Annotated in this window: 8 protein-coding genes; all 8 read left to right on the top strand. The window is 54.4% G+C overall.

Going from position 1 to position 16,980, the window contains the following annotated elements; genetic code table 11:
* The first annotated feature begins 22 nt into the window (after positions 1-22).
* The 8 genes from A8F97_RS14445 to A8F97_RS14410 all read left to right on the top strand — a co-directional run bounded on the left by A8F97_RS14445 (position 23) and on the right by A8F97_RS14410 (position 16,880).
* Positions 23-1,429: a CpaF family protein gene (locus A8F97_RS14445; protein ID WP_033070927.1), complete on the top strand. Its 1,407-nt coding sequence runs from the start codon at positions 23-25 to the stop codon at positions 1,427-1,429.
* Between the two features lie 18 nt (positions 1,430-1,447).
* Complete coding sequence (locus tag A8F97_RS14440) at positions 1,448-2,428, top strand: type II secretion system F family protein (RefSeq protein ID WP_012822626.1); 981 nt, start codon at positions 1,448-1,450, stop codon at positions 2,426-2,428.
* A 14-nt stretch (positions 2,429-2,442) separates the two neighbouring features.
* A complete protein-coding gene (locus A8F97_RS14435; protein WP_033070928.1) occupies positions 2,443-3,402 on the top strand; it encodes a type II secretion system F family protein in 960 nt (319 codons plus the stop codon).
* Positions 3,403-3,507: 105 nt separating this feature from the next.
* Positions 3,508-4,359 carry a tetratricopeptide repeat protein gene (locus A8F97_RS14430; protein ID WP_012822628.1) on the top strand — a complete coding sequence of 284 codons (852 nt, stop codon included), beginning with the start codon at positions 3,508-3,510 and terminating at the stop codon, positions 4,357-4,359.
* Positions 4,359-4,931, top strand: a complete 573-nt coding sequence (locus A8F97_RS14425) for a hypothetical protein (RefSeq protein ID WP_033070929.1) — start codon at positions 4,359-4,361, stop codon at positions 4,929-4,931. Before A8F97_RS14430 ends, A8F97_RS14425 begins: the two co-directional genes overlap by 1 nt.
* A complete protein-coding gene (locus A8F97_RS14420) occupies positions 4,924-5,562 on the top strand; it encodes a TadE/TadG family type IV pilus assembly protein (protein WP_012822630.1) in 639 nt (212 codons plus the stop codon). Before A8F97_RS14425 ends, A8F97_RS14420 begins: the two co-directional genes overlap by 8 nt.
* Positions 5,563-5,671: 109 nt before the next feature.
* Positions 5,672-7,291: a Tad domain-containing protein gene (locus A8F97_RS14415; protein WP_012822631.1), complete on the top strand. Its 1,620-nt coding sequence runs from the start codon at positions 5,672-5,674 to the stop codon at positions 7,289-7,291.
* Between the two features lie 58 nt (positions 7,292-7,349).
* A complete protein-coding gene (locus A8F97_RS14410; protein WP_033070930.1) occupies positions 7,350-16,880 on the top strand; it encodes a beta-propeller fold lactonase family protein in 9,531 nt (3,176 codons plus the stop codon).
* The last annotated feature ends 100 nt before the right edge of the window (positions 16,881-16,980 follow it).

Raw genomic sequence — 16,980 nt, 5'->3', positions numbered from 1 at the left:
ACTGTTTTTGGGGTTAAGGATTATGTTGATTCGCAAGAATAACCTGCAAAAAAGTGAAGCAGGAAAAAGCACACCTCAGCCTGCGCCTGCCGCTAACGTGGCAGAACTGAAAACGCGCCCGGCTGCGGAGAACCGCACGCAACCCGCGGCGAATACGTCTTCAGGGTCTGCCGCCCCCACCGCCCGCCAGACGGACAACCGGACTAGCCAACGCCGTATTATCCGCGCACAGCTTTACGATCAGATCGACGCCGGTAAAGCGGCGATGATGGGGCGTGACAAGCTGCTGGTACAGATCGAAACGGTAATCCGCCGCATCTGTGATGAGCAGCGCTTGCAGCTTTCTCGACAGGAAGAGGAAGCCATCGCCACCGAAATGTTGGATGAGATGACGGGGATCGGGCCGATCCAGCCGCTGCTGTCGGATGACACGGTCAACGATATTCTGGTTAACGGGGCTGGTCAGGTGTTTGTCGAACGTTTTGGCAAGCTGGAACTGTCGCCGATTACCTTCATTGATGAAGAGCACGTATTTAACACCGCGCAGCGTATTGCGGCGGCGGTCGGGCGGCGTATCGATGAAGCCAGCCCGATGGTGGATGCGCGTTTGCCGGACGGTAGCCGCGTTAACGTCATCACCTATCCGCTGGCGATCGATGGCACCACGATTTCGATCCGTAAGTTCATGCGTCGCAACCTGTCGCTGGAAATGCTGGCGGAGCGTCGCTGCATGTCCTATGCGATGGCGGATGTTCTGAACAAAGCCATGAAGGCACGCGTTAATGTGATCGTTTCTGGCGGTACGGGGGCGGGTAAAACCACCTTGCTGAACGCGCTATCGCAGAAGATAGGCAGTACCGATCGCATCATCACCATTGAAGATGCCGCTGAACTGCAATTGCAGCAGGAGCATGTCGTGAGGCTGGAAACCCGCCCTGTTAGCGCAGAAGGAACTGGCCGCATCGATCAGCGCGATCTAATGCGTAACGCACTGCGTATGCGCCCTGACCGTATCATTTTGGGTGAGGTGCGCGGTGGTGAGAGCTTTGACATGTTGCAGGCGATGAACACGGGTCACGACGGTTCGCTGTGTACGGTGCATGCCAATACCTCGCGTGATGCGATACAGCGTCTGGAAAACATGGTGATGATGGCGAACATGCAATTGCCGCTGATGGCGATCCGCCGTCAGATCGCCAGCGCCGTTCACCTGATCGTGCAGATCGAGCGTATGCGTGACGGTATGCGTCGCGTCGTGTCCATCACTGAAGTATGCGGCATGGAAAATGAAGTGATCCAGCTTCAGGATCTGTTCAGCTTCAATATTCAGGGGATGGACGGGCAGGGCCTGTTGACGGGGGAGTATGTTCAGCACATGCAGCGTCCGCAGTTCTACAGCGATAAAGCGCACTTGTTTGATGCGCAGTGATGGGCTGAGGAGACGCCGATGAGTGATTTACGCCTGAACCTGATTACGCTGCTGGTGTTTTGCAGCGTGCTGATGATGCTTTTGGCGGTCAACGCCTGGAGAAAATCACGCCAGCAACGCATGCAGCGTGAACAACGCTGGCAGCAGATTTTGAACGAGGTTAGCCCATCGGTAGCCGCAGCAGAGTCTGATTCAATCCTGCGTGACGAGATCAGAACGCCGCTGATGGGAATTCCTGTTATCGGGCGTTGGTTAGCTATCCTCTGGGCACAGATGGCGTTCATCGGCTGGAAAAAGAACCTGCTTCAGCGTTCCCTCTCACTGGCGGCGGCCAGCCTGATACTCGGCATGATCCTGGGACAACGTACCCTGCTGCCGCTTACGATGGGACTGATATTTACACTGCTGTTGTTTGTCAGTATCGGCATGCTGATGTTCCGCTCGACGTTGCAAAAACACCTGAAAGCGCTGCGTGAGAGCCTGCCGGAAGCGATTGATGCAATTACGCGCAGTTGCCGGGCGGGCGTGCCCGTCGCGAATACTTTCTCGATTGTCGCCGAGCACCTGACCGGGCCGCTGGCGAATGAATTCAAGACGATCGATCACTGGCTGCGGCTCGGTATCCCGCTGCGTCAGGTGATTCAGGCCTCGGCGACGCGAGTGCCGATGGCCGAGTACCGTTTCTTCGTGGTGATTCTGATCATCAATCAGGAAGCGGGTGGACGACTAGGAGAAACGCTTGAGCGTTTGTCCGCGACGCTGCGCGACCGCCGGGAACTGCAACTTAAAGTGCAGTCCAAAACCTCTGAAGCGCGTGCATCAGCCAAGATTGTCGCCGCACTGTTCCCCGGTTGTCTGGCCTATCTGTACATGAAATCGCCGGAGGATTTCAGTTTTTTGTTCTCCGATCCGGTGGGAACGTCGGTACTGATTTATGCCTTGTGCAGCGTTTCGGTCGGCATGCTAGTGACACACGTTATGGTTAAACGGATAGGGTAAAGGGTGAGCCACTCATGACTGTTTTTGACGATCCCTTACTGCTGCTGGCGCTCGTGCTGATGGTGGCTGGCATTTATCTGGCCCGTGCGCACCATAAAACGCAGCAATACAAGCAGTTGGAAATTCGCATGCGCGGGCACTTGCCCACGGCCTCTATAGAGGCGGCCTCTCAGGAAAACATCCTGAGAGGCCAGGGAACTGCATTATCCCCCCTGTTGGAAAAGCTGTTGCAGCCCCTTGCTATACAGGGCGAGCGCCTGTCGGGATCGGATCGCGATCGTCGCAATCTGCGTCGCCTGCTGGATCTGGCTGGTCTCCGCCGTAACGAAGCGGTGGGCTGGCTGGTGATGGGGAAATTTGCCGCTGGGGCGCTGCTTGCTATCGCTTTGGTGTGGGGATGGCTACCGCCTGCTGACCGTGCTGGCCTGACGGGGGTCGCGGCGGGGCTCATTGGCTTCTTTGTTGGCTCGATGGTGCCGGAGTGGTGGCTAAAGTGGCGTGCGGCAAGCCGAGGCGAAAAGCTGGCGCGTGCGGTGCCGGATGCACTGGACCTGATGGTGGTCTGTGCCGAAGCCGGTTTGCCTATCGGGCGTGTATTGCAGGTGGTGTCAAAGGAGTTGGGACTATCGTCGCCGGAAATGGCGGATGAACTGCACTACACCGCGGCCGAATTGCAGATCCTGTCGGATCGTACACTGGCGATGAGGCATCTGGCGGAGCGTACCCGGGTTAGTGAGATCGAAAGTATGGTCGCGACGCTGATCCAGGCGGAACGCTACGGTACGCCGCTGTCTCAGGCGCTGCGTACCATTGCGGATGAAAGCCGCAAGACGCTGATTTTAGGGCTGGAAGAGAAGGCGGGGAAATTACCTGCGCAACTGAGCGTGCCGTTGATGGCGCTGATCCTGCCACCGATTATTGCCATTATGGCGTCGCCTGCATTGGTACGAGTGATTCGCCTGTTGGCGCAATAACGTTTTATTTTTAAAACATATTATTTTCAAAACATAGACTTAAAAGCATCGATTCCCGGTATGAATCGGAAATCACTAGGGTTACAACCGATGGAGTTATCGAAAATGGTCGATCTGGTAGCAAAACTCAAGCGCGGCGCGCCCATGCTGGCACTGCTGATCGTCAGTACCGTGCTGGTGGGATGCAGTAGCTCGACGGCGATTAAGGGCAGCAAGGATGAGGGCCTGCGTTTGGCACGCCTGCTGCGCGATCAAGGGCGTGTTGAAGCAGCGACGGAAGTGTATGCGCGTCTCGACAGCCGTGATGCACTGAAAGGGGCAGAGATGCTGGAGTATGCCAGCGTGGCTGCGTTAGCACGTTCGCCGCAGCAAACGCTGGAATTGTACGGACGGGCACGTCAGGCGCTAGGCGGTGATACCAACAAAATGACGCCGGAAGAAGCGCTGGCGGTGTGTCTGGGTATGGGGCGTGCGCAGTTGGCATTGGGACGTAATACGATGGCGCAAAACGACTTTTCCTGTGCGCTGAAAGCACAGCCGAATGACGCGGGTGCACTCAATGGTATGGGCGTGGTGATGGATGCATCAGGCAAGCATGCAGAGGCGCGTCAATTGTTTGAAAAAGCGCTACAGGTGAACCCGGCGGATATCGCGGCGCTTAACAATCTGGCGCTCTCATGGTTGGCAAGTGGCAATGCGGACAAAGCGATTTCCCTGCTGCGTTCGGTGGATGGCAGTAACGCAACCGGCAGGCTGAATCTGGCGCTGGCCTACCTTTCTGGCGGCAGAAACGATGAGGCACGCGCGGTGCTGGCGACTATTGCCCAGCCGCAGCGTATTGATGGACTGATCGATGAGTTGAATCAGCGTTTACTGCAGATACAGCAGGATAAATCTCGTGGCGAAGCGCTGCTGCTATCCAGTCGTCAACGCCTGCAATTGAGTTCGCCTGAGTAATGGCGTGGCTTCACCGTCGTTCCCCGTGGCGTGATGCAGGCATCGTGCAAGGCATGGTACGAGGCATTGTACCGCGCCATGACCGCAACTGGCGTAGCACATGCGGTGTGATCGCGACGGAAGTGGCGTTTCTGGTGCCAGTGGTGCTGGTTGGCGTGATGATGCTGTTCGAACTGGCGCGTATCGGGCTGGTGATCGCCGTCGGAAGCGCTGCGCTGGATAAATCCGTACAGACTTTCCGTCTTGATAACCTCGTATCGGACAGTGCGGAACAGATGGGAACACGGCTGAAGGCGCGCATGGTTGAAGCCGGTTACGGCTACCTCAAGGAAGACGATTTAACCGTCAGCGTGTTGCACTTCGACAATCTGACTCAGCTTGGCGGGTTAACAAACGGAAATAGCAGCCAGGACGATCCCGATAGTGAGCCAACCACGACGTTGCCTGTGTGGTCGGTGACGGTGCAGATCAAAAAGGCGTTTATTACGCCGCTGCCGGAGGTGTTAACGCTGGGGGACACCTTCCGCTATCAGTACAAACATGTGTTCGGGACGGAACTGCGTAATGACTGAGCGCTTATTGAAACGCCGTCGTTGGTTGAACATCAGTCGCTTCCTGAGTCGACTCCGCGGCTTCTGGTTTTCTCGCCGTGCTTCTACTGCGGTAGAAACGGCGCTGGCATTTCCGATTGTGCTGGCGATAGGTTCGCTGTGTGCGGATATCTACACCGTTGGGCTGGAGCGGACGCGAATGGAACAGCGTGTGGGTGCCATTGCCTCGATATTAGCGATGCAGCAGGCGCTGGATGAGCAGGGTCTACAAGGCTTGCTCGATACGGTGTTACCAAAGGAAGGCACAGGCAATTACCAGTTGTTAATCAGTAATGTGCGTCAGACCGGCGAACTGTATTGGCAATTGAGCCGAGGGACGGCGGCGGCACTCTGCGCCGAAAGCGAAACGCTGCCAGGCGAAGAATATACGCCTGAATTGCCGGAAAGAGATCGAGAAGAAGGCAATAAGAATACCTCTATGATGGTGGTCGAAATTTGCCGTGAGGGAAAAGATGTTGGGTTGTTGGGGGGCTTGTCGCTGGGCGGCATGTTGCATGCTTCATCCATCAACCGAGTGGCTATTGGCGTGGTGACGCTGGATGAGAAACTCAGAAAAGAAGCCGGGCTGGAAGAAGACGAACGGAACCCGTAATCCCAGGCCGGAATAATAAATCTATCACTATGAACAATGTCGTTTTTATTTTCCCGTTTTATGGGCGGGGTGAGTACGCGCTGAATCCAGGTACACAGGATAGAAATTGATGAAAAAAACCTTACAGAACAGAAGTGTAAAAAAAGACGATACCGGAATCACTCTGTTCTGGCGTGAACGCCTTTCTGCTTTTATTCATCAGGAAAAGGGCGCGGGCACCGCATTCTATGCGCTGGGGGCGATGGCGCTGTTGGTGACGGCGGCTTTCATTGTCGATACCTCAACGGCAACGGGCGATGCGACGCAGATCAAGCGGGCGACGGATGCCGCAGCGTTGGCTGTTGGGCATCAGGCCACTATTAATGGCGAAGAATACAGTCAGGAAGACATCAATACGCTGGCGTATGAATACGTCAAAAGCAATCTGGGGATGAATAAAGCCCTGAGTGAAAAACTGGTGGCGGGCGACGTGTCCGTCACGGAAGGGCGCAATAGCGCGACGCGTAAAACCTATACCGTGACCGTGGCTTTTGCAACCAAGCCCAGCTTGCTGAGTTTGGGGGCGAGAGCGCAGGAAGTGTACTCGACCTCGGAAGTCATCAACCGCCCGACGGAAGTGGCCCTTGTGATGCCGGTGACGGGGGATATGAGCGCGGGGGATATTCGTTCGCTGAAAAGTGTCAGTCACTCGTTTGTTGAGCGTCTTCTCGGTAGCGCGGACACTAAACGCGACAACCTGTGGTTGTCGCTAGTGCCGTACAGCCAATCGGTCAATGTGTACGATGCGGAAGATGCGAACCGGATTCGGCGCTGGGCAGCACCGGGTGCACTGAACCCGCCGGAGTTGCGTTCGCTGTTTGCCAGCGGCGTGGTGAGCAGTTTGGCCGATCGCCGTTTCCCCGATCGGCGTGCCAATCTGCTGTGCATGTACCGTGGGCTAGGCCGAGAAGAAAACTTCTTCTGGGATGAACCGCCCGTCGGCCAATTCCGTGTTTACTACCGCCATGATTTGCCACAAAACGGCAGCCCCGGTGCGCCACCTATCTCCTGGCGCGGCCCGAATCCCGATTTTGACGATAACGATGCGGTGGATACCCGCTGGATCGTGGCGGATAAAGGGTGCCCGAATGCGGCACTGATGCCGCTGACCAATGAAGCAAGCAAACTGAATCAACGTATCGATCAATTTTCTGCCCGTTTTAACGTGAACTACGCCATCGGCATGTCGTGGGCGGGGGCGGCGCTGTCGCCAAACATGCGCGGTTCAGACGGTTGGGGCGATACGACGCTGCCGCTGGATTTCAATCTGGATGGCAACGGCGACGGGCAAAAGGTGATTGTGATGATGGCTAACACCATCGGTGACTGGTTTGACACCGACAGCTACAACTTCAATCGCAACGAATTTCGTGGCGGCACTGGTAACGATCTCGCACGGACTTTTGCTGCACAGCGCTTCCGCGATCTGTGCTCCAGCTTCCGCGCGCGCAACATCAAATTCTATTTTGTCGGCATTCGCCCCGGCGACCCGGAAGACTTCGGTCGCAACCTGTTCGATAGGGAAGCCACGCCGGGTCTGCTGGTTTGCACCGAGGGCGAAAAACGTATGAGTTTTATCGATGGTGCAGGCTTCGGCGCAGAGGGCGTTGAGAATCAATTGATTCGACGTTTGGATCGCATCGCCAGCCAGATCGAGACCGAGGGCGGCTATGTTCGGCTGGTTGAATAACCGCTGAAGGTAGCCAGGAATAACGCGATTTGCCCCTTTTATTACAGGACATGACACGATGACTTTTTCCCGCTCAAAATCTGGTTCAGCCTTAACGCGTCCTCCGCGTCAGGCGTGGGTATTGGAACCGCGCATGATGTTTGATGCCGCCGCTGTGGCTACGGTCGCCGATGTGATTACGCACGTTGCGGCAACGGACACTGCGCCCGGCGTCGATGCCACGCCAGCTAAGGAAACGGTCACCATCACCGATTCCAGCAACAGCTTTACACCGATTGATCTGTTTAGCGACGTTAGCGTGTCAGCGGATAACGGCGGGCAGGAACTGAAAGATCTCGTGATTACGGTCAACCGCACGGGCGCAAATCAGGCAATCGTCATCGACGGTACTGAAATCACGCTGGAAGCCGTTAATGGCGCGAAAACAACAGCGGGTGACGGACAATACGGTTATACCGTCGCGGTGAGTGGTGCGACGACAACCATCACGGTGAGTATTGCTTCATCTGAAGCGTTTGAGCCTAATGACGTTGCTAAGCTGATCGACGGCATTGCCTATAAGCCACTCAATAACACTGTGGCCGGCGGCGATGTGGTTGTGACGCTGAAAAGCCTGAGCGATGAGGGCGGCACGAGCGCTGACACTGCCGATCTCAATATTCACGCTACCATTACTATCGATAGCAAAATTAACGTTGCACCAGTGGTGTCTGGCGAAACCTTATTGGAAGCCGAGTCATTAACGACTGGGACGGACGTTGCCTATTCCGCTGATGGTAAACAAGCTTACGTTGCTGGTTCGGATAACACGCTGACCATCTTTACCGTGGGTGAATCTGGACATCTGACGCAAAAACAGAGCCTGACGGTTGAAAACCTGGGGCATGTTAATCATATGGTGGTTAGCGCAGACGGTAAGTCGCTCTATACCATATCGAGCAATGGCAACCTGATGCAATTTAGCCTGCAGAACGGCACGCCCAGCCATACTGCGACGATTTCTGTCGGAGCCGGGTCGAACGGTGGGTTAGCGATAGCCGATGACGGCTCGCAGATTTATGTGGATGCCAGTGGCGGCTACGGTCGTGAAGTGTTTGTCTATCAGCGCAATACTGAAACGGGCGAGTTAACCCGTACTGATTCGCTTCGTCATCGTAATGGTGTGATCGCGACAGCGGGCGAGTATGTCTACATTGCGCACAGCGGGGCGATAATTAACGACAATCATGAGTTGCAAGTCTACCAGCGTGATAGCGTAGGTAAATTGACTCTGCTGGGAAGTATTTCACTTGGAATAAAGGGACAAGATCCTGTCGATTACGCGATGGCGGCATCGGTCGATGGGAAGTCTGTTTATATCGCGAATCCAAAAACCAACGATATTACGCTCTACCATGTTGGGGTTGATAATGCGCTGACGCTGGTTAATACATTCAGCACCCCTCCTATAGGCAGTTTGGTACTCAATGCCGAGGGAACGCGTTTATATGCGGCGGCGACAGACGGCATGGTTTCTATTTACGCCGTTTCATCAACGGGTGCTTTGACATTGGTGGGCCAGGCGGCAGGAAGTACCACTGGCGGAGATCTCGCGTTATCGCAGGATGGTCGCTCTTTACTCGTTGCGGGTGAGGGGGTCAGCCGTTATTCAACGTTATTGACGCAAATCCGTGGCTCGGATGCGGCGATCGCCTCCGGGATAACCTTGTCGGATGCCAATTTTGATGCTCTGAATGCGGGAAATGGAAACTACGGAGGTATGCAACTGATCGTCTCTCGTGATGGTAGTGCATCAGACAAGGATATCTTTAGTTTCAGCAACACTAGCGATCTGCGGCTGGACAGCGGGCAAATCTTTCAGGGCGATCGCGCGATTGCCACGTTCAGCCAGAGCGGAGGTATTCTGACGATCGCGTTTCTGCCTGGAACAAGCCGGGCGGAGGCAAATGCGGTTTTACATCAGGTCACCTACCAGAATACCGATACAGTGGCGGGAGGTTCCGTGGTGACGCTGTCCCTGCGGGCGAACGACGGTAAAGTCGATAGCCTACCCGTGACGCTGGCGGTGCTGGTGACAACCAATACCGCACCGATACTGGCAGTGGAAGCGGTACCGCTCTCAAACTACGACACGACGGCGACAGTGGTCAATGTGTTCACCAACACGCAGATTACAGCGGGTGAAGCGGGACAAAAAATACTCGATATCACGCTAAAGGTTGGTGGGTTAGAGCAGGCTGCTAACGAATTTTTGGTGATTGATGGTACACGCATTGACCTCAGTAAGTCTGGCGAAGGCACAACGGCAAGCGGCTATACCTACACCTATGCGTTAAACGATGGCAGTGGGACGCTGGAGATTCATCATGCAACGGGCATGACGATAGCGGCGGCTCAGGCATTAATCAACGATGTGGCCTATACCAACGAGACGACACAGGCGACGTCAGGTAACCGTACCGTGACGCTTGTCAGTGTACGCGATGACGGCGGCGCAGCAGGACAGGGCGAGGATACAGCTACCCTCAATGTTGCCGCGACACTGACGTTAGCCATTAACAACGCACCGACCATCCAGACCGATATCCCGGTCGATCCTAATTTGTACTACTCCGACGGCTTACTTACCGGTTATGACAGTCATGTCAGCAGTATTGTGCTGTCCGATGATGGTCGCACTCTATTGGTGATTGGCACAACAGCCGCCAATTATGGTGGCGATGCGCGGGTAAGCCTCTACCAGCGCGACCCTGATACAGGGAAATTAACGTTATTACAGCGCCTCGTGGCGGGAACGGATGATGGTGATGCGAGCAATGGGACGGAGGTCAGCGGGCTTATCGGACGCGCGGCGGTTTTCTCCGATGATGGTTCCACTGTTTATCTGAGTGCTAATTCGGAAGTTCTGGTGTTCAGCAAAGATGCCAACACGGGCATGTTAAGCCTGACAGCCCGCGTTGACGGGCTGGCAGGCAATGTGCTGAAGATGACCCGTTCGGATGATGGGAAAAGTTTGTATGCGCTCACGGCGGGCACGTTGTACCACTACACCATTGGTGATAGCGGCACACTGAGCAATCCTGCAACGTTTACTCAGGTTGATGGTACAACACCCATTGGCTTATCTGTTGATGCCAACGGCACCGTTTATGTATTGGGTAACAGCGGCAAGATAACGATTTACACCACGATAGCAAACGGTGCGTTGAGCTATGCTGGTCAACTAGTGCGCGGTAGTGATGGGGTTACGCTGACCTATACCGACAGTGGCGGTACTCAAAAATTTGCTGGAACGTTAGCTACCAGTAATGAACTCAATCACGCCAATTCTGCTTTCACTGTGACGGATGAAGGGTATATCTACGTGGTTACCAGCAACGTAGGTAATCAACTCACGGTGCTGCATTACGATAGTTCGACGAACGCCATCGAACGGGTTGAGGCTCGGTCATTTAGTAATCCCTGGGGCGTGACTGCCTCTGCGGACGGTAAGACACTGTATGTCGGCAGTAATAACGGTGCCGTGACGGTTTATGCGATTGGTTCGGATGGTAAGCTCACGCAAACTGGGACGCTGGCGGCAGGGCGTCCTGTCACGACGCTGACGTTATCGGAAGATGGCAAATCGTTGTATACCGGTGCCCGCTACTTTAATACGGGGGTGATGGTATCCAGTGCATTGGTCTATGCCCCTTATAGCGCGGTATCTGCCAGCACACCTTTTGCTCAGGGGATTGCATTTTCTGATATCGACATGGATGGCCTGAGTGATTATCAAGGGATTACCCTCACGATTACACGTTCAGGCGGGGTCTCTGCCGACGATGTATTTGGGCTGGCGGAAAGCCAAGATTTGACGCTGGAAGAGGGTTCTCTCCTGCTGAATGGTAACAAAATTGCTGACGTGAAGATCGCAGAAGGAACGATCACCGTTAGTGTAACAGCATCTATCTCTAAGACGGTTGCCAATAGGATTTTGCAGCAGGTGACGTACCGTAATAGTGCAGAAACTGTACCGACGCGCATCGATATGGTCATTAAAATCGGTGATGGCAATAAATCTGCCACGTTAAGTATGGGGCTGATCCTTAACAACGCACCGGAAGCAACGGATACAGAACTGACGCTAGGAAACGCGCAGGTGGGTACACATTATGAGGTGACGTTACCCGATGCGCTGTTTAGTGACAAAGAAAATGATCCCTTCGTGTTATCCGTTGAGGGACTGCCGGAAGGGCTAAGTTTTGATGCCGCCAACTTCACCATCAGCGGTATGCTGGAAAACGGTCAGGCAGGGCAATATGAGCTGACAGTAAAAGCTGCCGATACCAATGGTGGCAGCGCGGAGCGTCATGTCACGCTGACGGTGGATGGCGATCCTACGCAAATGCCAACGCTTGGCGGCGAATCCAGTTCCCTTAAAAATGATTACGCGATTGATGGCTACGATCCCAATAGTTTTGGTGATGTGCTGGTTGGGGTAAAAGACAGCCAACTGTCTGCGGATGGCAAAACCCTCTATGTCGTGAGTTCACCAGATAGTGGTTCTGCGGTGCTGAGTGTGTTTATCCGTAACGAAGAAGGCAAATTTACCCTATCGCAGACCTTCTTTAATTACCACTCCGTTTACAACAATGAGACGGAGCAAAACGATAAGATTGTGGATAATGCCGGATTGGCCGGCGCGTCAGATGTGCTCCTGTCTGCTGATGGGCAGTACCTGTATGTGGTGGGCAGTGAAGACAACGCGGTGACCTTTTTCCGCGTTGGTAGTGACGGTCAACTAACGCAAGCAGGTGTCCTTGATGCGGCAGCGCTGGGGGGGCGTTCGCTGGATGTGCGTTCCCATATTGTTTCGCAGGGCGATTATCTCTTTATAACGGCGTCACAGCCCAATGGCGAGAATGACGAGCGCAGCGTGCTGGTGTTTAAGCGTGAAGCGGACGGCAAGCTGACATCGGTTTCTCAGGCGGATGATTTGATCGGTGCGAGCCGCCTGGTGCTTGATCCTACCGGGCGTTACCTGTTCGTATCCGGTTCCGGCGGTACTGTTGGCGTTACCGCGTTCAGTATTAGCGACCAAGGCGTGTTGGCTCAGGCTAGCCAGCTTACGGGAACGGGTGAGTATTACATCAATGGGCTTGCGCTATCGCCTGATGGCAAAACGCTGTATGCGATTAATGCTGATGGAATTCAGTACACGCTCAATACGATAACGGTGGGAGCCAATGGTGCGCTCTCGCTTACGGATACAACGTCAATCACCGATGACGGGGGCGATACCGGTGAAGCGCTGGCAACCGGTCTTGTGGTTTCTGCTGATGGAACGGCGCTGTTTGTGATCGGTAAGAACATCACCGTCTTCTCCCGTGCCGAAGACGGTAGCCTGACGTGGAAGGACACGATTAGCGGCAGTTGGGATAGCCCGATCGATCTTTTCTTCTCGGATCTGCGAAACGTGGAGCTGAGCGCCGATGGCAAGCAGTTGTATCTGATTGGCGGCGATAAGATCCATGTGTTGGATATTGGTACGGCTGGTGCCACCTATACCGAAGGTAATGATGCAACGGTGCTGCTGCCCTCTGGCCGTTTGTCCGATCCGCAGCTCGATGCGTTAAATAATGGTGAGGGTAACTATAACCGCGCGAGCATTACTGTGGGCCGACAAGACGGTGGGTTACAAGAAGACATCTTTGGCCTTAAGCCGGGTAACGGTTTAACGCTGGATGGGGACAATATCGTCAAAAATGGCACCGCGATCGCCACCTTTACGCAGGTTAATGGCGTCTTGACCGTTAAATTCATTGGTGCGGCAACCAAAGCCGATGCGCAGAATGTTCTGCGCCAGATCACCTATCTCAACAGCAGCAAAGATCCTGAACAGGCGGGATCGTCGCCGACATTCACCTTCAGTATTAATGATGGCGATAACAACACGGCAAGTAGTGATATCACTGTCGATCTCATTGGCATAAATAATCCTGCAGAATTAAATACCACGGTACTGAACCCACAGATTCCGGGCAACGGCGAGTTCGTCAAACTGTTTAAAGATACCAATATCAACACCATCGAAAGCGGGCAAGATATTTGGCAGGTAGTGCTGACGTTCGATAAGTCTGGGCCGAATGAAGCGATCAATGTGGAAGGCAATACGATTGTGCTTGTTCCTTCTAACGGAGCACCGCGCACAGCCAATGACATGCAGTATAGCGTGTCCGTGAATAGTGAAGGTAAAGCTACGGTAATACTCTATGCATCGCGGGGGAGCAGTGAGACGGCGACGCTGATTGATAGTATCAGTTACAACTATCTGGGGAGTGATACCAGCGGGGAGCGACACATTACTCTGATGGTTAAGGAACATCAGTACAGCGGCACCGCACCGGAAACCACGTTGAAGCAGGCGATTACGCTGACGCTGGTACCTGCGGCAGAAGCCAATACCGCGCCGACTATCACGATGCCGGATACGATGCCTACGTATACCGAACGCGCCGATCCTATTGTGTTGGCACCTGACGTAACGGTATCCGATACGCAGATGGACAAACTCAACGGCGGCAAAGGTAACTATGACGGTGCGACGTTGAAGGTGACGCTGGGCGACGGCAAAACTGCGCTCGATAAGATTGGCTTCAATGCGGGTAATGGCCTGACGTTATCGGGTGATTCGCTCCAGAAAGACGGTGTCACCATTGGTCAGGTGACTAACCAAGATGGTGTGTTGACGATCCGTTTCAACGCGGATTCGAGCACAATTCCGACCACGGAAGACGTGCAGAACGCGCTGCGCCAGATTACTTACGCCAGCGACAGTCATGTGCCTGCTGCGCAGGTGGCGGTGACGGTAACATTATCCGACCGCTATCTGGTGTCTCAGGATGTCGCTTTACTTATCGGCATCACACAGATTAATGATGTTCCCGCCGTAAATACCGATCCTGTTCTGTCATTCGGCGATTTGGATCGGCTCCAGACGCTGGAATTGTCCGCATTTGGTCTGACAGGTTCAACGAATAGCGCGGTGTCTGCTGACGGTAGTCGCGTATATATTGCCGACCGGCAAGGCCACATTGCGCTGTTTAGCCGCAATGCTGATGGTACGTTGACGCACGTGCGCACGAGCGCTATTGCCAGCGGCGTCATTCAACTCCAAATGACGTCTGATGGTGCAAATTTATACGCTCTGCAAAGAAATAGCAGCGAAGGCATTATTGTTACCTTCACACTCGATAGTGAAGGCAATCTGACAGAGCAAAGCTCTCTGAAACAGATCTGGGATGCGGCGCAGATTACGCTGTCGGATGATGGGAAAAGCCTGTATCTGATGGATCGGGAGACGGTTATCGTTTATGGACGAGATACGACTACCGGTACACTTACCCGTATTCAAGCGCTCGATAACGATATGTCAAGACCGCCTTATCTCTGGGCACCGACGGAAGTCATCACGCAGGGGGATAAAGTTTATGTGGTTACCAACCCCAGCAACGGTTCATCCCTCATTGTTTATCAACGTAATAGTGAAACAGGTCAGTTGACCCCGCTGACGAATCTCCATTCAGGGGAGACGGACAGCACCGGTAAGGTCGTGAATCTGGACTATGTGCAACATTTATCTGTCAGTGCCGATGGGCAGACGATCTTTATCGCGAATAGCCGAACCAGTTCCTCCACATGGGAAGGGGAAACCACGGTAAATAACCATCCGTTGAAGATAGATGCCTTCCGCCTCAATGCTGCCGGGACGTTAACGCATTTGGGCACCATCAGTGGCACCGCGACGGTGGAAGACATTTCACTGTCAGCGGATGATAAAACGCTGTATGTCGCCTTATCCGATGGTTCTCTGGCTTATTATTCGGCAGACACGTTGGAACGTATTGATGCCCAGAATAATCTGGCGAATGCCCAGAAAATTGCGGTATCACCACGAGGTGAGCTCATCATCCTTGCCAATTCTCTGGTGGTTCTGCACCAGACTCCGCTAAGTGCTTTCTATACCAATGGAGGATCTGCGGTAGCGGCAGTACCGACATTGACACTCAGCGATGCGGAATTAGATGCCGCAGATGGCGGGGCAGGGGATTACCGTGGGGCGTCGGTTGTGTTTCAGCGTAGCGAATCGCCTTCATCAAACGATCGTTTTGAGCTGATTGCTGGCAACGGTTTTACCGTCGCAGGTAACGTTATCAGTAAAGATGGACAACCTGTGGCAACGTTGAGTCAGGCTGATGGTCGGGCCTCTGTAACGTTTACCGCCAGCCTTTCCCGTGATGAGGCGACTGCTCTTGTGCGCCAGATAGGTTGGCGCAGCACGGTCGTGGTTAATGAGAGCTCTGTGGCACTCCGCGTGGTACTGAATGATGGAGTACAGGATTCCACGCCTTATGAAACGACGGTGACGATTTCTGACAGTGTGAATCAAGCGCCTGTGGGAAATAGTGCTGCATTTACCCCGCCTGTCGCACAGGTTGGTACTCGCTGGACTTATACCTTACCGGATTCACTGTTTACCGATCCTGAAAATGATGTGCTGACGTTTACCGTTGACAGTACGCGATTGCCAGACGGTGTGCGCTTTGATAGCGCAACCCGTACTCTCAGCGGCACCCCGTCAACGGCGGGGTCGTTCAACCTGACGATTACCGCTACGGACAGCGCGGGCAACGCGACGGCGCTGAATGTGGCGCTGACGATCAATGCAGCCTCAACGCCAGTTGATCCTGGCACGCCGACGGAGCCTGATAACACCACCACCGCGACTCCAGTAATTCTGGTGCATCAGGGCGTGAGCCTGCCCGCTGATGCGAGCGAAAGAGAACGTGAACAGCCGCTGGGGGCGATTGTCGCCGATCTGTCCCGCTCTGAAACACAACCGTCACCGACTAACACCATCATCGACGCGGTGCGCCAAGGCGATGCTGATACGGCACGCCAGTCGGATGCACCTTGGGTGCTCGATCCTGTGATGTCACAATTGATGCCGACGCTGGAGCAGGTCAACTTCTCTTCTCGTGCTAACACTGCCGTGCGCGACGGCGCGACAGTCTCCCCGGCGGATTCCAACCTGTTCCTGAGTGTACGCGGTCAGGCAACTGCATTGGAATCGGCGTTCAGTAGCGTGCAGGGCGCATTACAACCCGATGCCTCTGGTGCGCTCACTTTTAGCTTGCCGCAACGGATGTTCAGCGTGCGTGAAGGTAATGCCACGCTGACGTTGCAACTGGCGAACGGGCGTCCACTACCTGCGTGGGTACAGTTTGATGCTCGCAGCGGCGTGGTGAGCATTACCGATGCCAGCGCAGTGCAGGTAAATCAAATTCAACTGGTGCTGAAAGCCCAAGCCGCAGATGGCACCAGCCGGACGGTGCCGATCACGCTGCAAACTGGGCAGGGCGAGGGGGCTACGATGGCGACGGGCCGTGGTGCGATGCAACTACCATCCCACGCCACTGACAACAGGGATGTGGAGCGAGTAGCGCCAGCAGGGAAAACCGCCTTTACCGAGCAATTGCGTCAGCATCAGCCGGAACAAGATGCGCTGCTGGCAGCACTCGGTGAATTGAGCAGCCTGCGTGCGTAGCACATTGCAGGCTGAATATTGAGACGAGATTTTATTTACTTAACCATTAACCCAGGCGCTTGCAGGCGGTAATCAATCCACCGCCTGCAAGATGAAGGGA

This window comes from Pectobacterium parmentieri (assembly GCF_001742145.1).
Taxonomy (GTDB): Bacteria; Pseudomonadota; Gammaproteobacteria; order Enterobacterales; family Enterobacteriaceae; genus Pectobacterium; species Pectobacterium parmentieri.
Note: the sequence above shows the minus strand (reverse complement) of the source record. Positions and strands in the feature narration are given on the sequence as shown.